Origin of the sequence: Lysobacter claricitrinus (genome assembly GCF_045866565.1) — a bacterium.
Classification (GTDB): Bacteria; Pseudomonadota; Gammaproteobacteria; order Xanthomonadales; family Xanthomonadaceae; genus Cognatilysobacter; species Cognatilysobacter claricitrinus.
On the sequence record NZ_BAAFZV010000001.1, the window covers coordinates 80,237 to 100,958 of the forward strand.

The 20,722-nt window shown below is 68.8% G+C and carries 20 protein-coding genes; 12 read left to right on the plus strand and 8 right to left on the minus strand.

Going from position 1 to position 20,722, the window contains the following annotated elements:
* Nucleotides 1–22: 22 nt before the first annotated feature.
* Genes rdgB through ACKTTN_RS00325 form a run of 5 tightly spaced genes read left to right on the plus strand, consistent with a single transcriptional unit; the run spans nucleotide 23 to nucleotide 5,045 of the window.
* Nucleotides 23–622 carry an RdgB/HAM1 family non-canonical purine NTP pyrophosphatase gene (gene rdgB / locus ACKTTN_RS00305; protein ID WP_407907882.1) on the plus strand — a complete coding sequence of 200 codons (600 nt, stop codon included), beginning with the start codon at nucleotides 23–25 and terminating at the stop codon, nucleotides 620–622.
* Complete coding sequence (locus tag ACKTTN_RS00310; protein WP_407907883.1) at nucleotides 619–1,122, plus strand: hypothetical protein; 504 nt, start codon at nucleotides 619–621, stop codon at nucleotides 1,120–1,122. Before rdgB ends, ACKTTN_RS00310 begins: the two co-directional genes overlap by 4 nt.
* Nucleotides 1,119–2,300 carry a radical SAM family heme chaperone HemW gene (gene hemW, locus ACKTTN_RS00315; RefSeq protein ID WP_407907884.1) on the plus strand — a complete coding sequence of 394 codons (1,182 nt, stop codon included), beginning with the start codon at nucleotides 1,119–1,121 and terminating at the stop codon, nucleotides 2,298–2,300. Before ACKTTN_RS00310 ends, hemW begins: the two co-directional genes overlap by 4 nt.
* Nucleotides 2,301–2,337: 37 nt before the next feature.
* On the plus strand, nucleotides 2,338–4,689 hold the full coding sequence (locus ACKTTN_RS00320) for a DUF1631 family protein (protein ID WP_407907885.1): 2,352 nt from the start codon (nucleotides 2,338–2,340) through the stop codon (nucleotides 4,687–4,689).
* Nucleotides 4,686–5,045, plus strand: a complete 360-nt coding sequence (locus ACKTTN_RS00325) for a PilZ domain-containing protein (protein WP_407907886.1) — start codon at nucleotides 4,686–4,688, stop codon at nucleotides 5,043–5,045. The genes ACKTTN_RS00320 and ACKTTN_RS00325 overlap by 4 nt, the downstream gene beginning before the upstream one ends.
* Here the strand turns inward: ACKTTN_RS00325 and ACKTTN_RS00330 are convergent.
* Nucleotides 5,036–7,702, minus strand: a complete 2,667-nt coding sequence (locus ACKTTN_RS00330; protein ID WP_407907887.1) for a bifunctional diguanylate cyclase/phosphodiesterase — start codon at nucleotides 7,700–7,702, stop codon at nucleotides 5,036–5,038. The genes ACKTTN_RS00325 and ACKTTN_RS00330 overlap by 10 nt on opposite strands.
* On the opposite strand from ACKTTN_RS00330, the gene pepQ reads away from it, so the two are divergent.
* A complete protein-coding gene (gene pepQ, locus ACKTTN_RS00335) occupies nucleotides 7,701–9,026 on the plus strand; it encodes a Xaa-Pro dipeptidase (RefSeq protein ID WP_407907888.1) in 1,326 nt (441 codons plus the stop codon). The genes ACKTTN_RS00330 and pepQ overlap by 2 nt on opposite strands.
* Here the strand turns inward: pepQ and crcB are convergent, their stop codons facing one another.
* Together crcB and msrB are read right to left on the minus strand one after the other, a co-directional pair.
* Nucleotides 9,027–9,407, minus strand: a complete 381-nt coding sequence (crcB, locus tag ACKTTN_RS00340) for a fluoride efflux transporter CrcB (protein WP_407907889.1) — start codon at nucleotides 9,405–9,407, stop codon at nucleotides 9,027–9,029.
* Between the two features lies 1 nt (nucleotide 9,408).
* Nucleotides 9,409–9,834 (minus strand): peptide-methionine (R)-S-oxide reductase MsrB, encoded by a 426-nt coding sequence (gene msrB, locus ACKTTN_RS00345; RefSeq protein WP_407907890.1) that lies wholly within the window; start codon nucleotides 9,832–9,834, stop codon nucleotides 9,409–9,411.
* A gap of 109 nt (nucleotides 9,835–9,943) precedes the next feature.
* On the opposite strand from msrB, the gene lptD reads away from it, so the two are divergent.
* Genes lptD through ACKTTN_RS00375 form a run of 6 tightly spaced genes read left to right on the plus strand, consistent with a single transcriptional unit; the run spans nucleotide 9,944 to nucleotide 17,007 of the window.
* A complete protein-coding gene (lptD, locus tag ACKTTN_RS00350) occupies nucleotides 9,944–12,382 on the plus strand; it encodes an LPS-assembly protein LptD (protein WP_407907891.1) in 2,439 nt (812 codons plus the stop codon).
* Nucleotides 12,379–13,776: a peptidylprolyl isomerase gene (locus ACKTTN_RS00355; protein ID WP_407907892.1), complete on the plus strand. Its 1,398-nt coding sequence runs from the start codon at nucleotides 12,379–12,381 to the stop codon at nucleotides 13,774–13,776. The genes lptD and ACKTTN_RS00355 overlap by 4 nt, the downstream gene beginning before the upstream one ends.
* A complete protein-coding gene (gene pdxA / locus ACKTTN_RS00360; RefSeq protein ID WP_407907893.1) occupies nucleotides 13,777–14,763 on the plus strand; it encodes a 4-hydroxythreonine-4-phosphate dehydrogenase PdxA in 987 nt (328 codons plus the stop codon).
* Between the two features lie 58 nt (nucleotides 14,764–14,821).
* Nucleotides 14,822–15,622, plus strand: a complete 801-nt coding sequence (gene rsmA / locus ACKTTN_RS00365; protein WP_407907894.1) for a 16S rRNA (adenine(1518)-N(6)/adenine(1519)-N(6))-dimethyltransferase RsmA — start codon at nucleotides 14,822–14,824, stop codon at nucleotides 15,620–15,622.
* Between the two features lie 47 nt (nucleotides 15,623–15,669).
* On the plus strand, nucleotides 15,670–16,053 hold the full coding sequence (gene apaG / locus ACKTTN_RS00370; RefSeq protein ID WP_407907895.1) for a Co2+/Mg2+ efflux protein ApaG: 384 nt from the start codon (nucleotides 15,670–15,672) through the stop codon (nucleotides 16,051–16,053).
* 6 nt (nucleotides 16,054–16,059) lie between these two features.
* A complete protein-coding gene (locus ACKTTN_RS00375) occupies nucleotides 16,060–17,007 on the plus strand; it encodes a symmetrical bis(5'-nucleosyl)-tetraphosphatase (protein WP_407907896.1) in 948 nt (315 codons plus the stop codon).
* A 63-nt stretch (nucleotides 17,008–17,070) separates the two neighbouring features.
* On the opposite strand, the gene ACKTTN_RS00380 is transcribed toward ACKTTN_RS00375, so the two are convergent.
* The 5 genes from ACKTTN_RS00380 to ACKTTN_RS00400 all read right to left on the minus strand — a co-directional run bounded on the left by ACKTTN_RS00380 (nucleotide 17,071) and on the right by ACKTTN_RS00400 (nucleotide 20,720).
* Nucleotides 17,071–17,565: a dihydrofolate reductase gene (locus tag ACKTTN_RS00380; protein ID WP_407907897.1), complete on the minus strand. Its 495-nt coding sequence runs from the start codon at nucleotides 17,563–17,565 to the stop codon at nucleotides 17,071–17,073.
* Nucleotides 17,565–18,359 (minus strand): thymidylate synthase, encoded by a 795-nt coding sequence (locus tag ACKTTN_RS00385; RefSeq protein ID WP_407907898.1) that lies wholly within the window; start codon nucleotides 18,357–18,359, stop codon nucleotides 17,565–17,567. Before ACKTTN_RS00385 ends, ACKTTN_RS00380 begins: the two co-directional genes overlap by 1 nt.
* Nucleotides 18,360–18,363: 4 nt before the next feature.
* Nucleotides 18,364–19,245 (minus strand): prolipoprotein diacylglyceryl transferase, encoded by an 882-nt coding sequence (gene lgt, locus ACKTTN_RS00390; protein WP_407907899.1) that lies wholly within the window; start codon nucleotides 19,243–19,245, stop codon nucleotides 18,364–18,366.
* A gap of 84 nt (nucleotides 19,246–19,329) precedes the next feature.
* Nucleotides 19,330–19,818, minus strand: a complete 489-nt coding sequence (locus ACKTTN_RS00395) for a TPM domain-containing protein (protein ID WP_407907900.1) — start codon at nucleotides 19,816–19,818, stop codon at nucleotides 19,330–19,332.
* Nucleotides 19,818–20,720: a TPM domain-containing protein gene (locus ACKTTN_RS00400; RefSeq protein WP_407907901.1), complete on the minus strand. Its 903-nt coding sequence runs from the start codon at nucleotides 20,718–20,720 to the stop codon at nucleotides 19,818–19,820. The genes ACKTTN_RS00395 and ACKTTN_RS00400 overlap by 1 nt, the downstream gene beginning before the upstream one ends.
* Between the last annotated feature and the right edge of the window lie 2 nt (nucleotides 20,721–20,722).

The following is a 20,722-nucleotide window of genomic DNA, read 5'->3' on the forward strand; positions in this document are numbered from 1 at the left end:
GCCGGGCGTCAGGATGACGCGCATGAAGGTCGTCGTCGCCAGCGGCAACCCCGGCAAGCTCGCCGAGTTCGAGCGCCTGCTCGCGCCGCTGGGGTTCGACTGCGTCGCGCAGGGCGAACTCGGTGTCGAGGACATCGACGAAACCGGCCTGTCGTTCGTCGAGAACGCGCTGCTGAAGGCACGCCACGCCGCGCGCGTGACCGGCCTGCCCGCGTTGGCCGACGACTCGGGGCTTTGCGTCGATGCGCTCGACGGCGCGCCCGGCCTGTATTCCGCGCGTTACGCCGGGGAGCCGGCGGATCCCGCCGCGAACATCGACAAGCTGCTCGGCGAACTGCACGGCCGCGCCGACGATGAGCGCGGCGCGTACTTCCACGCCGCCATCGTGCTGCTGCGCCATGCGACCGACCCGCGACCGCTGATCGCCGAAGGCAGCTGGCACGGGCGCATCCTCGAATCGCGGCGAGGCGCCGGCGGGTTCGGCTACGACCCGGTGTTCCTCGACGTCGAACGTGGCGTGTCCGCGGCCGAGCTCGACGCCGACACCAAGGCGCGCGTCAGCCACCGCGGGCGCGCGGTCGACGTATTGCGATCCCGCCTGGCGGACTGGAGGTCGGCATGAGCATGCTTCGGGAAGACCTCGACGTCGGTTGGCAGTCGCGCATCGTGGCGATCGTCGCGGCGAGCGTGGCGACGGTGATCGCCTCCGTGGTCGCGGGCCTCGCCGCGGGGCCGATGGTCGCCACCGTCGTGCTGCTCGCGATGGCGCTGGCGGTGATGTCGCGCGTGCAATGGGCGGCGCTGGACGGGCCGGCATTGCTTCTGCGCGACGCCAGGACGGGTTATGCGTTCCGGCAGCTGCCCGCGCGACAGGTCACGCAGTTGCGCTACCGGCGCACGCTGCTGCCGTGGTGCCGGCTGCGGCTGGAGGCCGACCGGTTCGGCGTCGGACTGGTGCTCACCGGGCCGTCGCCATCGCATCCGACAGCGCGGGCAATCGCACTGTGGTTGATCGTGCACGGTCGACGCCGCACACGGATCGATACACCGCTGCTCGACGCGCTGGCCGGCATGCCGGAGCATGGTCCGACCCGGCAGCCGCACGACGCCTCACCCGCATGAGCCTCACCACCCCGCCGCTCTCGCTCTACGTGCATGTGCCGTGGTGCGTGAAGAAGTGTCCGTATTGCGACTTCAATTCCCACGAAGGCCGCGGCGCGCTTCCGCTCGCGCAGTACGTCGACGCGTTGATCGCCGACCTCGACTTCGATCTTCCGCTGGTCTGGGGACGCACGATCCGCACCGTATTCTTCGGCGGCGGTACGCCGAGCCTGATGCCGGCGGACCTCGTCGACCGCTTCCTGCAGACCGCCAGCTCGCGCCTGCGTTTCGCGCCGGACTGCGAGATCACGCTCGAAACCAATCCCGGCACGTCCGAGTACGGCAAGCTCGCCGATTACCGCGCCGCGGGCGTCAACCGCCTCAGCTTCGGTGTGCAGAGCTTCGACGACGGCTGCCTGGAACGACTCGGCCGCATCCATGATTCCGCGCAGGCGGCCACCGCGATCCGCCAGGCGCAGGACGCCGGCTTCGACGAACTCAATCTCGACCTGATGTACGCGCTGCCGGGGCAGGACCTCGCGATGGCCGAGCGCGACGTCGCCCGCGCGATCGAACTCGCGCCGACGCACATCTCGCATTACCAGCTCACGCTCGAGCCCAACACGGTGTTCGCCGCGCGTCCGCCCAGGCAGTTGCCGGACGACGACCTCGCCTGGGACATGCAGGAGCATTGCCAGTCCATGCTGGCGAAGGCCGGCTACGGCCACTACGAGACCAGCGCCTACGCCAGGCCCGGGCACCAGTGCGCGCACAACCTCAACTACTGGCGGTTCGGCGACTACCTCGGCATCGGCGCCGGCGCGCACGGCAAGATCACGCTCGGCGCGGAGCAGGCGATCCTGCGCCGCTGGAAGCACAAACACCCGGCGAAGTACCTCGAAACCGCGGGAACGGCCGCGGCGATCGGTGGCGACGAACGCGTCGAACCGGCACGCCGACCCTTCGAATTCATGCTCAACGCACTGCGCCTGCACGAAGGTTTCGCGTGGTCGCAGTTCGAATCGCGCACCGGACTGCCCCGCCATGCGATCGACGCGCCCATTACCGAAGCGCTCGAACGCGGCTGGCTCGCGCAGGACGCGGCGCGCGTCTGGCCCACCGACACGGGCCGTCGGTTCACCAACGACGTGTTGGAATTGTTCCTCGACGCGCCGGTCGAAGCTGACATCGGCGCCTGACCGTGGTTAGATCGTCTCAGTCAACGGGGAGAACTAGGTGTCCGTCCCATTTCCACCCCATCGGCGGATCCCGTCCGCAGACGCGATCGCGTCTGCGGCGCTGCCGCGGCGGGTACGGGACACCCTGGAGGCGGTGCATGCCGCCGTCTACGAGCTGGTGGTCGACCCGCTCGACCGCCTGATCCCGCACATCGAAGGTCGCTTCACGCACCTTCGCGACGCCGGCTCGCGCCACGCCGTGGGCGTGAGCTACATGGAGCAAGCGCAACTCCTGCTGAGGCGCCAGTCCGCTTTCATCGCGCAGTTCTCGCGCAACATCGACGCCGAGCTCGCCGGCCTGCGTGAAGTCGCACGGCAGCCGCAGCGCGCGCCCGACGCGATGCCGCTGATGCCGTCATTCGAGAACCTGCGACTGGTCGATGACGACGAAGCCGACGAGGTCACCGAGATCAAGGCGATCGCGCTGCGCCTGGAATCGCGCACGCCCCTTCCCATCCACCTGCTATGCCAGCGGTTCGCGGTGCTCGCCGAATCACCGGCGTTCGAACCGTCGCGACTGCCCGTCGGCCCGCAGCGCCTGTGCGAGCTGATGCTCGCCGCGGCCGAGTCGAACGGTTTCAGCCTGACGCTGCGCGTTGCGCTGCTACGCGAATTCGACCGCGCGATCCTCGGCGAATACGCGGGTGTCGCCGAATCCATCAACGACCTGCTGGTGCGGTTGCGCATCATGCCGGGCCTGTCGTTCGTGCCGTTGCGTCCGCGCGCGCGCGTAGCGACGACGTCGGGCGACGTGCTCTCGGCGGCCGCGGAACGCGAGCGTCCGCACACCGGCTGGACCGGTGCCGCGCCCAGCGAAGGCGACACGCCGACCTTCGAATTGCTGCAGGAACTGCTGGCGTCGCGGCGGTCGATGGCCGATCGCTTCCGCGGCGGCTTCGGCGGTGCCAATGCGAGTGGCGGGGGCGCAGGCGGCGGAACGCCGTCCGCTGACGGAAACACTGGCGCCGGCGGCCCCGGCGGTCCGTCGGCCGCCTTCGAAGCCGGCCGCACGACGGGCACGATCAGCACCAGTGCGCTCGCCGCCGCGACCGCGCGCCCGGAGCTTCCGACCGCCGTCGCGTTGCAACTTCTCGCATCCGCGGGCGACGACGTAGACGGCCTCGACATCGACGGCATCCGCCAATGGCTGCTGCTGCATGCGCGGCAGAAGCAGGGCGAAGCGGTTGCGCTGACGCGCGAAGACGCCGACATCTTCGAGCTGCTCGCATTGATGTACGCGCATCTCGAACGCGACATCCGTGCCGACGCGCCGGCGAAGACGATGCTCGATCGCCTGCGCCTGCCGCTGCTGCGACTGGCGCTGGCCGATCCCGGTTTCTTCCTGCGCGCCGCGCATCCGGCGCGCGAAGTGCTCAACGCCGTCGCCGAATCCGGCGCGCGCTGGTACGCGTCCGACGACATCGACCCGCAGCTGCTGCTGCAACTCGAACGCATCGTCGACGCCATCGCGCGCGCGCCCGACGACCTGTCCGGCGCGTTCCGCAGCGGCCTGTCGGCGCTCGAACAGCAACTGCAGGCGGTGGCGCGACGTTCGGAAATCGCCGAGCGCCGCAACGTCGAAGCCGCGCGCGGCAAGGACAAGCTCGCGGTCGCGCGTCGTCGCGCTGCGGACGTCATCGACAACGCATTGCAGTCGGTGCGCATGCCCGCGTTCCATCGCGGCATGTTGCGCAACGCCTGGGCCGATGTCCTCACCCTCGCGCACCTTCGCAATGACGAGGACAGCGCGGAGTGGACGTCGCTGGTCGAAGCCACCGATGAACTCGTGCACGCGGCCGCAGGCAAGGGCAGCGCCGGGCACGACCTCGTGCTGCTCGTCGACCAGTGGCTGTCGACGGTCGGCTACCACGCGGACGACGCCGCGCGCATCGCACGCATCCTCACCGGCACCGAAGACGAGGCCGGCGACGACGCCGCGACGCGCACCGAACTCGCGATGCGGCTCAAGTCGCGCGCGCGGCTGGGCGAAGAAACCGGTGCCGACGGTGACGGTAGCGGGCCGCTCGACGCCGAAGGCGAAGCGCAGGCGCGTCGCGTGCGCGACCTGCCGGCGGGCACGTGGTTCGATCTGCGTGGCGAACGCGGAGCGACCATGCGTCGGCGCCTGTCGTGGTTCAGCACGGTCACCGGCCAGACGCTCTTCGTGAATCCGCGCGGCCAGCGTGTCGCCGACGGCACGGTGGACGCGCTTGCGCGCGATCTCGCCGCGGGCCGCGCGCAGGTCGTGACTGCGGGAGACGGTCGCATCGTCGATCGCGCGTGGCGCGCCGCGCTGCAATCGCTGGGTGCCGGCGCGGGCGCCACACGCCGCCCGGAGCGCACCGCATGAACACCCTCGCCGACGAAGCACGCCGCAGCCGGCGGCGTCGCGTGGACGATCGCGTCGAAGTCATCGATGAGATGACCGGCGAGACGGTCGGCCAGCTCGGCAACGTGTCCGAAAGCGGCATGCTGCTGCTCGCCAGCGGCCCGCTGCGCGAAGACTGCCTGTACCAGTTGCGTTTCGTGCTGTCCGACCGCGCCGGCAATCGGCACCCATTCGAGGTCGGCACGCACCTGCTGTGGCAGAACGCCGCGGCCGCACCTGGCCAGGCGTGGACCGGTTTCCGTTTCCTCTCGCTCGACGACGGCCAGATCGACCGCCTGCGCGACTGGATCGACGCGCCCGGCGCGACCTACGTCTGATCGCGACGATGCAGTTGCGCCGGCTCGGGCCGGTGCAACGCAAACCCCTGCGCATGGTCGACACCGATCTCCGTGAGCATGCGGATGATGGCGTCGCTGTCGACCCACTCGGCCACCACCTGCATGCCGCGCTGATGGCCGATGTCGGTCACCGCGCGCACGATGGCGTGGCTCATCGGGTCGCTGGTGAGGTCCTGCACGAAGCTGCCGTCGATCTTGATGATGTCGACCGGCAGGTTCTTGAGGTACCCGAACGACGACATGCCGACGCCGAAGTCGTCGAGCGAAATGCGGCAACCGGCCTTGCGCAGCTGCCCCATGAAGCGCGAGACCTGCGCCAGGTTGCGCACCGCGAGCGTTTCGGTGATCTCGAAGCACAGGCGGCGCGGATCGATGCCGTGTTGCTCGATCAGCTCGAGGATGCGCGCGACGAAGGATTCGTCCTCGATGGTCGCGCCTGAAAGATTTATCGCCACCATCGACAGGCCGCGTCCTTCCGGATGCAGGTTGTCGATGTTCGCCAGCGCGGTTTCCACCACCCAGCGATCGATCGACGGCATCAGGCCGTAGCGTTCGGCCGCGGGAATGAAGGCGCCGGGCGGCACGATGCGATCGTCTTCATCGAGGAGCCGAAGCAGCAACTCGAGTCGCGTGCCGCCCGACAGGCTCTTGAGCGGATGCACTTCCTGGAAGTACAGGCGGAAGCGGTCGGCTTCCAGCGCCCAGCGCAGGCGATGCGCCCACTCCATCTCGGTACGACGCTGCGCCATCGCGTTGTCGCCGGTCGAGAAGAAGTGCACGCGATTGCGGCCGGCCTCCTTCGCCATGTAGCAGGCGCTGTCGGCCTGCGCGAACAGTTCCTTCAGGGAACTCGATGGATCCAGCAGCACGCCGCCGATACTCGCGGTGATGCCGTAGCTCGCCTGCTCCCACACGAAGGTGTAGCCGTCGATGTGCTGGCGCAGGCGTTCGGCCACCAGGCGCGCGGCGGCTTCGTCCTGCACGTCGCAGGCGAGCACGCCGAATTCGTCGCCGCCGAGTCGCGCGAGCACGTCGCCCGATCGCAACTGCTCACGCATCACCTGCGCGAGTTGCGACAGCAGCTGGTCGCCCGCGGCATGGCCCGAGGTGTCGTTGATCAACTTGAACTGGTCGAGATCGACGTACAGCAGCGCGTAGCGCGCGTGGCCCTGCGCCGAATGCGCGAGCGTGCGCTCCACATGGCGCTCGAACTCGCGACGGTTGTACAGCTCGGTCAGCGCGTCGTGCGAGGCCTGGTAGCTCAGCAGCTCGGTGAGCTGGCGCTGCTGCGAGATGTCCGATGCGACCACGAGCCGCTTCCACCGCCCGTTGATGCGTACGCGCGACATCGACACGCTGGCCCAGAAGCGGTCGCCGTTCGTGCTGCGCAACATCGCTTCGACGCTTTCCCAACCCGGATCCTCGACCTGCAGAACTTCCGCGCGACGGTGCGCATCCTCGAACAATGCGTCGATCGGCGTTCCGTCGACGTTCTCGCCGAGGCGAACGCGTGCGGCCTGGTTCGCGTACATGATGCGGCCGTCTTCCTCGCGCGCGAGCAGCACGAGCGCCGGAAGCAACTCGTTGACGACGCGGAAGCGCTCCTCGCTTTCGCGATAGCGATGGCTCATCGCTTCGCCGACTTCAAGTGCACGCCGCCGCGCACCGGCCAGCGCGGCGATCCACAGCGCGAACAGGACGCTGCCGGTGATTCCGGCGATCAGCAGCGGAAGGCTTTCGCGCACGTCGACGCGGCCATGGAGCGCGTCATGCATTTCCACGCGCCAGCGGCGACCGGCGAACGCGATGGTGTGGTTCTTCTGCCAGTCGCCCGCGCGCGGCGCGTCGCCGGGGCTGGAATCGAACACGATGGCGTTTGGCTGCGTGTCGACGTCGGTGACGCGCAGGTGCAATGCGCGACGCCACTCCGGACGGAACGCATCGGTCGCCAGCCGCGAGATGCGAAACGACATCGCGAGCGATCCGACGAAGCGTGCGCGTCGCGATTCCGGCGTCACCGGCGGCTCGCCCGGGCTGTAGGCCGGCAGGCGCAGCAGCAGGCCGTCGGGGACATGGTCGGGCGGATCCTGGATCAGCCGGAACGGCGCCGACATCACCGGCCGGTTGGTGTCGCGCGACTGCTGCAGAGCGACGAGGTTGGCCGGCTGCGTGCGCACATCGAGTCCGAGCACGCGCTCGTTGCCGGCACGCGGGGCGGTGTAGAGGGTCGGATAGTGCACACCATCGGCACGCATCTGCGGCACGGAATAGACGACGGCCTGCAGGCCCGGCAGGCGATGGCGCAGGTCGAGCGCGCGATAGAGGCGATCGAAACCCTGCAGGTCGACGTCGTGCGCCAGGAATCCCGTCTGCAGCGCGCGCAGGGCGAGGTCGTAGGAGCGCAGCTGCTCTTCCAGCGCGCCGATCTCGCCGTCGGCCAGCGCATCGAGCTGTTGTGCGTGTTCGAGGCGGGCGCGATGCAGCTGCGCGCCGACCAGGGCGGCGGTGAGCGCGAGGCCGACACCGAGTGCGACCAGGCTCGCGGCCCACGCGCGACGCGGGCGACGCACCGCACTGCGCGACGTACCGGCGGATCGGTCAGAATCCACGTCGTCGTCCCACGATGCTGTCGACATGACCGATCCTTCGCTCCCGTCCCTGTACGCCCGCCACGTCGAAGTACTTGCCGCGCGGACCGCCGTCGCGCTCGAGCGGGGTGGCTTCGACCACCTCGTCGTTCCCAGTGGCAGCCTGCACTACCAGGCGTTCGACGACCGTGACTACCCCTACGCGGTCAACCCGCAATTCAAGGCGTGGCTGCCGCTGGTTCGCAACCCCGGAAGCTGGCTGGTCGCTACCCCGGGTCAACGGCCGAAACTGATTTATCTTCAGCCCCGCGACTACTGGCACGTTGTTCCCCAGGCGCCCCGGGGTTGGTGGGTCGACCATTTCGACATCGTGGTGATCCGGACTGCGGAAGAAGCGGCGAACCACCTGCCCCCTCCCGGCAGGTGCGCGATCGTCGGTGAGCCGCAGAGCGCGCTCGGCGAGTATGCCCCGAACAATCCGCCCGCGGTCGTCGCGTACCTTGAATACCATCGCGCATTCAAGACGCCGTACGAGATCGCGATGATGCGCGAAGCATCGCGCATCGGTGTCCGCGCACATCGCGCGGCCGAGGCCGCGTTCCGCGAAGGGCTCTCCGAGTTCGACATCCACCTCGCCTATTGCGCGGCGGCCCGGCAGGACGCCAACGACCTGCCTTACGGCAACATCGTCGCGCTCAACGAGCATGGCGCGGTGCTGCACTACACCGAACTCGATAGCGATGCGCCGGCCGACATCCGCAGCTTCCTGATCGATGCGGGCGCATCGTTCGGCGGCTATGCCTGCGACATCACGCGCACCTATGCACGCGACACCAACGGCGAGTTCCAGGCGCTGATCAACGACGTCGACGCCGCGCAGCGTGGCATGTGCGCGCAGGTGCGCTCCGGCATGGATTACCGCCAGCTGCACCTCGGCGCGCACTTGGCGCTGGCCCGCGTGCTGCGCGAGCACGGCGTGCTGCGGGTATCGCCCGAAGCCGCGGTGGAAACCGGCGTCAGCGGCACGTTCTTCCCGCACGGCATCGGTCACGGCATCGGCCTGCAGGTGCACGACGTCGCGGGCTTCGCGGCGGACGACGCGGGCGGCGCGACGTTGGCGAAGCCCGAAGGTCATCCCTACTTGCGCCTGACGCGCACGCTGGCGCCGGGCATGGTGGTGACGATCGAGCCGGGCCTGTACTTCATCGACATGCTGCTCGACGACCTGCGCGCCGGGCCGCATGCCGGCAGCGTCGACTGGGTACGCGTCGACGCGTTCCGCCCGTACGGCGGCATCCGCATCGAGGACGATGTCGCCTGCACCGACGGCGAGCCGCTGAACCTGACGCGCGACGCGTTCGCCGCCGCCTGATCAGCGCGCAAACGCGACCGCCTTCATCCCGATCCAAACGGCGGCGAGGCCGAGCACCACGCTCGCGACGACATATCCCGTCGCGAGCGCGGCGTCGCCGCGGCGGATCATGAGCATCGTCTCCAGGCCGAACGCCGAGAACGTGGTGTAGCCGCCGAGGACGCCGGCGACCAGCACCAGGCGCGCCGGGCCGTTCAGACCGGGAAGCTGCTCGGCGATCGCGGCGAACAGGCCGATGAGCAGGCAGCCCGACACGTTGATCGCGAGCGTGCCGACCGGAAAGCGCCACGCCGTCGACGTCGCCAACAGCGCGGCGCCGACCGCATGACGCGTCATTGCACCCAACGCACCGCCGATGCCGACTAGGAACAGGTCGCGCATGTCAGCCCGTCGGCTCCGGTTCGAAGTCCAGCGATGCGGAATTGATGCAGTAGCGCAGGCCGGTCGGCGGCGGGCCGTCGGGGAAAACGTGGCCCAGGTGCGATTCGCAGTGCGCGCACTTCACTTCGACGCGGCGCATGCCGTGGCTCTCGTCCGCATGCTCGGCGACCGCGTCCGGCGTCGCCGGGCGCACGAAGCTCGGCCATCCGCTGCCAGAGTCGTATTTGTCGACCGAGAGAAACAGCCGCGATCCGCAGGCGACGCAGGTGTAGGTGCCCGCTGCCTTGTGGTTCCAGAACTTGCCGGTGAACGCGCGCTCGGTGGCGGAGCACCGGCATACCGCGTACTGCTCCGGAGTGAGTTTCGCGCGCCATTCCTCGTCCGTCGGCGCCCGCGCGATGTCGTTCCGCGTGTCGTCTGAACTCATGCCGCCTCCACTTCGAAAACCCGATCCTGCCGCGTTGCCGCCCCGTCGGGGATACGGCAAGCTACCCGCCCGATGGCCGGAACGCCATTCATCTAGACGGATGCCCCGCGTGCGACCGACTTTCCGCCTGCTCCCGTTATCGCTGTGCATCGCCATCGCCCTTCCCGCGATGGCAGCCGAGGAGCCGGAGGACTGGAGCCTGTGTCCGCTGCGCGATGCCGTGCCGACGTTCGAAGGGGTCGGTACGCCGACCTCCGGCGACACCAGCACGCGCATGACGCAGCCCACCGACATCGAGGGCGACACGCTGCAGGGCTCGGAATCGGCGGACACGCTGGTGCAGGGCAACGTGCAGCTGCGTCGCGGCGACCAGTTCCTCGGCACCGACCGCCTGACCTATAACCAGACCTCGGGCGACTACCGTGCCGAAGGCAGCGTGCGGTACCAGGATTCGGGCATGCGGATCGTCGCCAAGAGCGCCGAGGGCAACCAGGAATCCGACACCCACACGATCAACGACCTGCAGTACCAGCTGATGCGTCGGCGCGGCAACGGCGGTGCCGAGAAGATCACGCTGAAGGACCAGACCGGCGCGCTGTTCGGCGGCACCTACTCCACCTGCGACCCCGGCCAGCGTGCATGGGAGCTGCGTGCGAGGGAAATCGACATCGACCTCGCCAAGGGCCGCGGCGTCGCGCACAACGCCACGCTGCGCGTCGGCAAGGTGCCGGTGCTGTACGTCCCGTGGTTCGCGTTCCCGACCGACGACCGCCGCCAGACCGGCCTGCTGTATCCGTCGATCTCCAGCTCGAACCGCAACGGCTTCGACTGGAAACAGCCGATCTACCTCAACCTCGCGCCGAACTACGACGCGACGCTCTACCCGCGCTACATGAGCAAGCGCGGCCTGCACCTGGGCGCCGAATTCCGCTGGCTGTACGAGCAGGGCAGCGGCACCGTCTACGGCGCCTGGATGCCGAAGGACGACCTGCCGGGCCGCCGCCCGGAGCGCTACCTCGAAGACCTCAACGGCACGCCGATTCCCGGCGCGACGCTGCCCGACAGCAATCGCGGCCAGTTCGGCCTGACCGCCATCCACAACTTCGATGCCACCTGGTACGCCAGCGCGAACCTCGGCTGGGTCAGCGACACGCATTACCTCGAAGATTTCAGCAACAGCCTGTACGGCGTTTCCAGCTACTTCGTACACAGCGAGACCGGCGTGTTCGGTCGCGGCCGTTACTGGAATGCCGGCCTGACCGCCGACCATTACCAGCTCGCCGACTACACGCTGAGCGATGCCAACCTGCCGTACGACCGCCTGCCGCGCCTGTACGGCCACTGGGCGCAGCCGTTCGGTCGCTGGCTGGAAGCCGGTGTCGACGCCGAGGCCGTGCGTTTCCAGCACGTCACCTATGACAATCAAGCCGGGCAGTTCGATGGGTCGCGCCTTGACCTCAAGCCCTACGTCGCCGCCAACTTCGACGGCGCGAGCTGGTTCCTGCATCCGAAGCTGGCCTGGCGCTACACCGACTGGCAGCTCGACAACGAGTGGCAGACGCGCACCGCGACGCCTGTCACCAACCTCTCGCCGTCGCGCAGCCTGCCGATCGCCTCGGTCGACGCCGGCATGTACTTCGACCGCGACACGACGGTGTTCGGCACGCGCTACCTGCAGACCTTCGAGCCGCGCCTGTTCTATCTGAACGTCCCGTATCGCGACCAGAACGGCATTCCGCTGTTCGACACCGCGCCGATGACGTTCAGCTGGGGCCAGCTGTTCCGCGACAACCGCTACACGGGACCGGACCGCCAGACCGACGCCAACCAGCTCACCGTCGCGGCGACCACGCGCTTCATCAGCGAGAACGACGGCCGCGAGCGGTTGTCGCTCAGCCTGGGCCAGATCCGTTACTTCGAGGACAGCCGCGTCTTTCTTCCGGGCGCCGAGTCGCCGGTGTCGCAGGGCAAGTCTGCATGGGTCGCGGAAGCCAGCTTCGCGCCGAGCGATCGCTGGCTGATAAACGGCGCCTACCAGTGGGATCCGAAGATCCATGGCCAGGACCTCGCGAGCCTGCGCGCGCGCTACCTCGTGGGCGACCGCGGCATCGTCAACTTCGGCTACCGCTATCGCCGGAACACCACGTTCAACCCGGCGGTCGGCGGCAGCCCCGATCTCGTTCGCCAGGCGGATGTCTCGTTCCTGTACCCGATCACCGACAACTGGAGCGTGGTCGGCCGGTACTACTACTCGCTGCTCGACAAGAAGCCGCTCGAGGAGATCGCGGGCGTCCAGTGGGAAAGCTGCTGCCTCGCCGTCCGCGCCGTCGCCCGCCGCTACCTGCGCGACCGCACGGGCGACCTGAACAACTCTCTCCAACTGGAAGTTGAACTGAAGGGTCTGGGGTCGGCCGGGCAGAAGACGGAGCGCGTATTGCGCCGTGCTATCCTCGGTTACGACCGCGACGACCTGTATCTCGTCCCGCCGCAGACGGTGAGTCCGCCCGTCAACAACGGCACCTCCACGACTTCCGACCCGACCCCATGAAGACAACCTCCCGCCCGGTGAAGACGCTGCTTGCGTGCCTGCTGTCCGCCACGCTGCTCGCGCCCGCGTTCGTTCCGCTCACCGCCGTCGCGCAGCAGCAGTCGCAGACGCTCGATCGCATCGCCGCCGTGGTGAACGAGGACGTCGTCCTGCGCAGCGAGCTCGATCGCGCCGTCGCGAACATCCGCTCGCAGTACGCCGGCAAGGAAAACCAGCTTCCGCCCAACGACGTGCTCGAACGCCAGGTGCTCGAGCGCCTGATCCTGAGCAAGCTGCAGGTCGCGCGCGCCGAGGAAACCGGCATCCGCGTCAACGACGAGGAAGTCGACCAGGCGATCGCCGCGGTCGCGCAGCAGAACAACGTCGGCGTCGAGCAGTTGCGCCAGCGCGTCACCGCCGACGGCTCGACCTACGCCGATTTCCGCGCGTCGATCCGCGAGGAGCTGCTGATGCAGCGTCTGCGCCAGCGCTTCGCGCAGAGCCGCGTCAACGTCAGCGAAGCCGAGATCGAATCGGCGATGGCCGCTACCGCCCAGACGGGCAAGCAATACCACCTTGCGCACATCCTCGTGTCGCTGCCCGACGGCGCGACCGCGGAGCAGATCGACACCGCGCAGAAGAAGATCGACGGCATCAAGGGCCTGATCGACCGCGGCGAGCTCGACTTCCAGGCCGCGGCCGTGCGCTACTCCGACAGCCCGAACGCGCTGGAAGGCGGCGACCTCGGCTGGCGCGCGGCGGATGAAATCCCGAATGCGTTCGCGCAGCTGGTCAACAACCTGCAGCCGGGCCAGGTCACCGCGCCGATCCGCGGCCCCAGCGGCTTCCAGCTGCTGCGCCTGGTCGAAGTGCGCGACGCCTCGCAGGGTCCGGCGCAGATGGTCACGCAGTACCACGGCCGCCACATCCTGATCCGCATCGGCGACGGCAAGACCGACGACCAGGCGCGCGCCGAGGCCGAAACGCTGGCCGCACGCCTTGCCGGCGGCGCGGACTTCGCCGAGCTCGCCAAGGCGAACTCGCAGGACCAGAACTCGGCCGCACGCGGTGGCGACCTCGGCTGGTTCACCGCCGACGAATTCGGCCCCGAGTTCCGCAGCCAGGTCACGCTGCTTGGCGACAACCAGGTCTCCAAGCCGTTCCGCACGCAGGCCGGCTGGCACGTCCTGCAGCGTCTCGGCACCCGCGAGGCCAACGTCGGCGACCAGAACCGTCGTGCACAGGTCGCGGAAACGCTGGGCCGTCGCAAGCTCGAGGACCAGTGGAACCTCTACCTGCGCGAGCTGCGCGGCGAAGCCTATGTCGATGTGCGCGTCGGCGCGCAGGCCACGCCGGCGCCGGCCGCAGCGCCGGCGACCACGCCCGCGCCACCTGCGCCGGCATCCGGCGGCTGAGTGACCTCGCCCCGGCTCGCGCTGGTCCCGGGTGAGCCGGCCGGCGTCGGGCCGGAGTTGTGCGTCGCCCTTGCCGGGCGACCCCGCAGTCATGCGCTGATTGCCTACGCCGACCCCGGCGTGCTCGAAGCCGCCGCGCGCCGCGCCGGCCAACCGCTCCGACTCGTCGATCCCGACGACGCCGACGCCGCCCGCGCCGGCGCGCTCGGGATCGTTCCGTTTCCGGTCGCACAGACCGTGGAGCCCGGGCATCTCGAAGTCGCCAACGCGCGATCGGTGATCGATGCGCTGACCGCAGGGGCCCGCGCCTGCCTCGATGGAACGCTCGACGGCCTCGTCACCGGGCCTGTCCACAAGGCGGTCGTCAACGACGCCGGCATCGCCTATTCCGGCACCACCGAGCTGCTCGCCACGCAGGCCGGCTGCGAGGTGGTGATGATGCTGGGCCACGACGCGCTGCGCGTCGCGCTCGCGACCACGCATCTCCCGTTGCGCGACGTGCCCGACGCGATCACGCGCGACCGTCTGGCCCGCACGCTGCGCATCGTCGACGCGGCGCTGCGACGCGACTTCGGCATCGCATCGCCGTGCATCGCGGTGCTCGGCCTCAATCCGCACGCCGGCGAAGACGGGCATCTGGGGCGCGAGGAGATCGACGTCATCGAACCGGTGATCGAACGCCTGCGTGCGGACGGGCTGTGGCTCGCAGGTCCGTTGCCGGCGGATACCGCATTCCTGCCCCAGAAGCTCGCGGGCTTCGACGCAGTGCTCGCGATGTATCACGACCAGGGCCTGCCCGTGCTGAAGTTCAGCGGCTTCGAGCGCGCCGTGAACATCACGCTCGGCCTGCCGTATCCGCGCGTCGCGGTCGACCACGGCACCGCGCTCGACCTCGCCGGCCGCGGCCGCGCCGATCCGTCGAGCCTGTTCGCCGCCGCCGACCTGTGCGCGCGCCTCGCCGCGCAACGCCGCTCCATTCGCGCCTGACGACGTCGCGCCGGCGCCGGTCGCGCATCGCGGACGCGGGCTACGGGATAATCGCGGCATGACCACGAGCCACTTCACCGAGCCGCCGAAGAAGCGCCTCGGCCAGCACTTCCTGCACGAGCGCGGGATCATCTCGAAGATCGTGCAGGCCGTGGATCCGCAGCCGGGCGACCGGCTTGTCGAGATCGGCCCCGGCCAGGGCGCAATCACGTTCCCGTTGCTCGAGCGCCACCACGAACTCACCGTCATCGAGTTCGACCGCGACCTCATCGCGCCGCTCACCGAGGCGGCGCAGAACCTTGGCACGCTGCACGTCATCCATTCAGACGTGCTGAAGGTCGATTTCACCGCGCTCGCCGACGGCGGCACCATCCGGCTGGTGGGCAACCTGCCCTACAACCTGTCGTCGCCGATCCTGTTCCATGCGCTGGAGCACGCGCCCGTCGTGCGGGACATGCACTTCATGTTGCAGAAGGAAGTCGTCGACCGCATGGCGGCCGGCCCCGGCAGCAAGGTGTACGGGCGCCTGGGCGTGATGCTGCAGGCGTATTGCCGCGTCACCGCGTTGTTCGACGTGGCGCCCGGCGCGTTCCGACCGCCGCCGAAGGTGGACTCCGCGGTCGTGCGCCTCGTGCCCAAGCCTGCCGGGGACATCGCCGTGATCGATCGGGCCCTGTTCGCGCGCGTTGTCCACGACGCGTTCAACCAGCGCCGCAAGACCCTGCGCAACGCGCTGTCCAAGATCTGCGATGCCGACGCGATCATCGCCGCGGGACTCGACCCGCAGCATCGCGCCGAGCAGATACCGGTCGATGGCTTCATCGCGCTGGCCAATTCGCTCGCGCGCACCAATGCGTGAAGCCCGCGCGGTTCCGTCGCCGTGCGCGTGCACGTAAACTCGGGCGGATGAACGACGGCAATTCCCACGCGATCGGCGTCGAAGTACAGGCGCATTACGTCGAAAGCGAATCCGCGCCCGAACAGGACCGCTACGTGTTCGCCTACACGGTGCGCGTGCAGAACCACGGCACGGTCGCCGCGCGCCTGCTCGGACGGCACTGGATCATCACCGACGCGCACGGCCAGACGCGCGAGGTCGATGGCGACGGCGTGGTCGGCCACCAGCCGCAGCTGGAGCCGGGGCAGGCCTTCGAATACACGTCCGGCGCGGTTCTCGAAACCGACCTCGGCACCATGCACGGCAGCTATCGCATGCAGGCCGAGGACGGCACGCGCTTCGAAGCACCGATCCCCGCGTTCACCCTCACCGTGCCGCGCACGCTGCACTGACCGCGCATGACGGTCTGGGCCATCGGCGATCTCCAGGGCTGCTACGACGCCACGCAGCGCCTGCTCGAACGCATCGCCTTCGATCCGTCGAAGGATCGCCTGTGGTTCTGCGGCGACCTGGTCAATCGCGGCGGCCAGTCACTGGAGACGTTGCGGCTGGTGCATTCGCTGCGCGAGCAGAGCGTCGTCGTGCTCGGCAATCACGATCTTTCGCTGCTCGCGATCGGCGAGCGCCGCGAAGAAGAGCAGCGCAAGGTCAATCCGGATCTCCTGAGCATCGTCACCGCGCCGGATCGCGACGAGCTGCTCGCGTGGTTGCGCAAGCAGAAGCTCATGCACGTCGACCGCGAACTCGGCTGGTCGATGCTGCATGCGGGCATCGCGCCGAAGTGGACGATCTCCATGGCCGAACGCCATGCGCGCGAGGTCGAGAAGGTGCTGCACGGCGACCAGTACGGCCGACTGCTCAAGCACATCTACGGCGATGCACCGGCGTGGAATCCGCGGCTTGCGGGGATCGATCGCTGGCGCGCGATCATCAACATCTTCACCCGCATGCGCTTCTGCAGCCCGCGCGGACGCATCAGCTTCGACGACAAGGGCGCGCCCGGCACGCAGCCGGTCGGCCTGTACCCGTGGTACGAAGTGCCGGGCCAGGCGCCGCGCGACCTCAAGATCGTCTGCGGCCACTGGTCGGCGCTGAACCTCTTCATCGGTCACGGCGTGCACATGATCGACACAGGCGCGGTGTGGGGCGGCAAGCTCAGCGCGCTGCGCCTGGATACCGACGAGCTGCAGCTTGCACAGGTCGCGGGGCGCGACGTCCCGGCACAACCGCCGAAACCGCGCCCGCAGAACCGCGACGGGCGACGCGACCACCGGGGCGGCCAGCGCGATCGCGGCCAACAGCAGCAGCGGCCGCCGCGCAACGATCCGAAACCGCAGAACGGCTGACGCATTTCGCCGAATCAACGGGCCGACGGCGCGCGTCCGATGTCGCCGCCACTGCGCGGGCGATCAGCGGCGCTCGAGATCCACGAAGTCGAACGCGAAGGCGTGCTGCGCATCCGCGGCATGGTGCTCGCGCGCCACCTCGCACCACTGACTCGCATCGAACGCCGGAAAATGGGCGTCCGCGCGCGGCACCGCGGTGTCGACGAGCGTGAGGTGCAGTGTCGTGGCGATCGGCAGCGTCGCCTCGAAAACGCCGCGACCGCCGATCACCGCGAGTTCCGCAGCGCCATCGGCCTCTGCGAGCGCTATCGCCTCGTCGACGCTCGCCACGGCGTCCATGCCCTCGAATGGCACGCGACCACTGCGTGTGAGCACCAGGTTGCGTCGCCTCGGCAATGCGCGGCCAAGTGATTCGGCGGTCAACCGCCCCATCAGGATCGGCTTGCCCAACGTCAGCGCCTTGAAGTGCTTGAGATCGTCGGGCAGGTGCCACGGAAGGCGGTTGTCGACACCGATCGCGCGTTCGCGATCGAACGCGACCACGAGCGAAATGCGCATCAGACCGCCACCGGCGCCTTGATCGCCGGATGCGGGTCGTAGCCTTCGATCGCGATGTCATCGAACGTGAAATCGAACAGGTCGGTGACGTCCGGATTGAGCACGAGCTTCGGCAACGCGCGCGGTGTGCGCGTCAGCTGTTCGCGCGCCTGATCGACATGGTTCGAATACAGGTGCGCATCGCCGAGCGTGTGCACGAAGTCGCCGACGCCGAGCCCGCACACCTGCGCGACCATGTGCGTGAGCAGCGCATAGCTCGCGATGTTGAACGGGATACCGAGGAAGATATCACCGCTGCGCTGGTAGAGCTGGCAGCTGAGTTTTCCGTCGGCCACGTAGAACTGGAACATGGTGTGGCACGGCATCAGCGCCATCTTCGGCAGGTCGGCGACATTCCAGGCGCTCACGATCAAACGTCGCGAATCGGGATTGCGCTTGATCTCGTCGACGACCCATTTGATCTGGTCGATCTCGCGGCCGTCGCTGCCGGTCCAGCGTCGCCACTGCTTGCCGTAGACGGGGCCGAGCTCGCCGTCGGCGTCGGCCCATTCGTCCCAGATGCTGACCTTGTTGTCGCGCAGGTAGGCGACGTTGGTGTCGCCCTTCAGGAACCACAGCAGCTCGTGGAGGATCGAACGAAGGTGCAGCTTCTTCGTCGTGACGAGCGGAAACCCCTGCGCAAGATCGAAGCGCATCTGCCAGCCGAACACGCTGCGCGTGCCGGTGCCGGTGCGATCGGCCTTGACCGTGCCGTGGTCGAGCACGTGCTGCAGCAGGTCGAGGTAGGCGCGCATGCGATCAGTCCGGCGTCGATGCGAGCTGCGGCTGCACCGTGGGCGCGCTGCGCGAGCGCCACAGGCAATACAGGCCGAATGCGAACACCGGCAGCTCCAGAACCTGCCCCATCGTCAGCCAGCCGAACGCGAGGTAGCCGAGTTGCGCATCGGGCATGCGCACGAATTCGACGAGGAACCGGAACGTGGCGTAGAGCACCGCGAACAGTCCCGACACCGCCCAGCGCGGACGCGGCCGGCTCGAGAACCACCACAGTACCGACGCCATGACGACGCCTTCGAGCACCGCCTGGTACAGCTGCGACGGATGGCGCGCGAACGCGTCGAGCGCGCCCTTGGCGTGCAGCTCGCGCAATTGCTGCATCGTCATGGATGCGTAGGGCTGGTCGAGGCTGCGCGGAAAGATCACGCCCCAGCCGCCGCCGGTGAACTTGCCCCACAGCTCGCCGCCGATCCAGTTGCCGATGCGGCCGAAGCCGAGGCCCAGCGGTACCAGCGGCGCGACGAAATCCATGGCATCGATGAAATGCATGCGGCGTCGATGGCACCACAGGCCCACGCCGGCCATGACGCCGAGCAGGCCGCCGTGGAAGCTCATGCCGCCTTCCCAGATGCGCAGCAGCATCAGCGGATTCCTGAGGAAGTCGCCGAACGCGTAGAACAGGATGTAGCCGATGCGCCCGCCGAGCACGACACCGAGCATCCCGTAGAACAGCAGGTCACCGAAGGCCTGCTCGTCGACGCCGGGCAGCCGGCCCGCGCGGATGCGCCGACGGCCGAGCATCCAGGCGGCGATGAACGCGAGCATGTACATCACCCCGTACCAGTGCACCTGCACCGGACCGAGGTGGAGGGCGATCGGGTCGATGTCGTGCAGATACGTCATCAGGTCGGGCCGATGGCGGAGAAGGCCGCCATTGTCGCCGCTCGGCAGGCTGTCGTCATAGGCCGCAAGGCCCGGCGCCGCGATTCAGAGCAGATGCGGGCGATCGGGCAGCTCGTTGGTGTCGACGTAGCCGGCCGGGCGCGCGAAATGCCGTTCGAGCAGCGCCGAAATCGCCTCGATCGCACGCATCACCCCGCCTTCGGTGTCGCCCGCGCGCATCGCGGTTTCCAGCCCGGTGCAGATCGCGGCCCATTCGTCGTCGGACACGCGGCCGTTGAAGCCGCGGTCGGCGACGATCTCGATCGCGCGGTCGGCCAGCAGCATGTAGACCAGCACGCCGTTGTTGGCGTCGGTGTCCCACGCGCGCAGGCGGGTGAACACGTCGATGGCGCGGTCGCGCGGGCCGTGGTCGACCAGCGCCAGGCGCAGGGGCAACGCGGCTTCGACCGCGAAGCAGATCTCGCCCGTATGGCGCGCCTCGCTCGCGGCGATCGCACCGGCGATGCGCTCAAGCGCATCGGGTGGAAACGCACGGGCCGAGGACGGCGCGAACAGATGGCGAAGCGCGCGCATCACCAGCTCCCCGAGGCGCCGCCGCCTCCGCTCATGCCGCCACCGCCGCCCCAGCCGCCACCGCCGCCGAAGCCGCCCCCACCGAATCCTCCGCCGCCAAAACCGCCGCCGCCCCAGCCGCCAAAGCCTGCGTCACGCGCATAACGCACGCGACGCCCGCCAGCGAGGGCGAGCAGGAAGCCGAGCAGGCCGCCGATCGCGCCGATCCAGACGACCTGCGACAGCATCCATGCCAGCGCGCCCGCCACGCCACCGCCGATCACGCCGCGAACGCCGGCTGGCGCACCGCCGAACAGGCCGCGCACGAACTGCGCGACGAAGAACGCGGCGATCAGCCCGAGCATGGGGTTGCCGTGTTTCGCCACTCGCGAACCCGTCGCGTCCTGCGACGCCATCGGCGGCGGCAGCGCTTCGCCGTCGATGATCTGCGTAAGGGTCTTCGTCGCTTCGACCAGGCCGCCCGCGTAGTCGTCCTGCTTGAAGTGCGGCGCCATGTATTCGTTGATGACGCGGCTGGCGATCGCATCGGGAATCGCGCCTTCGAGCCCGTAACCGACCTCGATGCGCGCGCGGTGGTCGTCCTTGGCGACGATCACCAGCACGCCGTCGTCGGTCTTCTGCCGGCCGAGCTTGTACTGGTCGAACGCGCGCGTCGCGTACTGCGAGATGTCCTCGGGCTGCGTCGTCGGCACCATGAGGATCTGCAGCTGCGCGCCCTTGCGCTTCTGCAGGTCGAGCGCCTGCTGTTCGAGCTTCTGGCGCGTGGTGACGTCGATCGTGCCGGTGGTGTCGACCACCGGCGACGTCAGCGGCGGGATCGGCGCCAGCTGCTGCGCGAACGCGACGAACGTCGTCGCGACCAGTGCGGTCGCGACGACAAAACCGACAAGGCGGGCGCGCATCG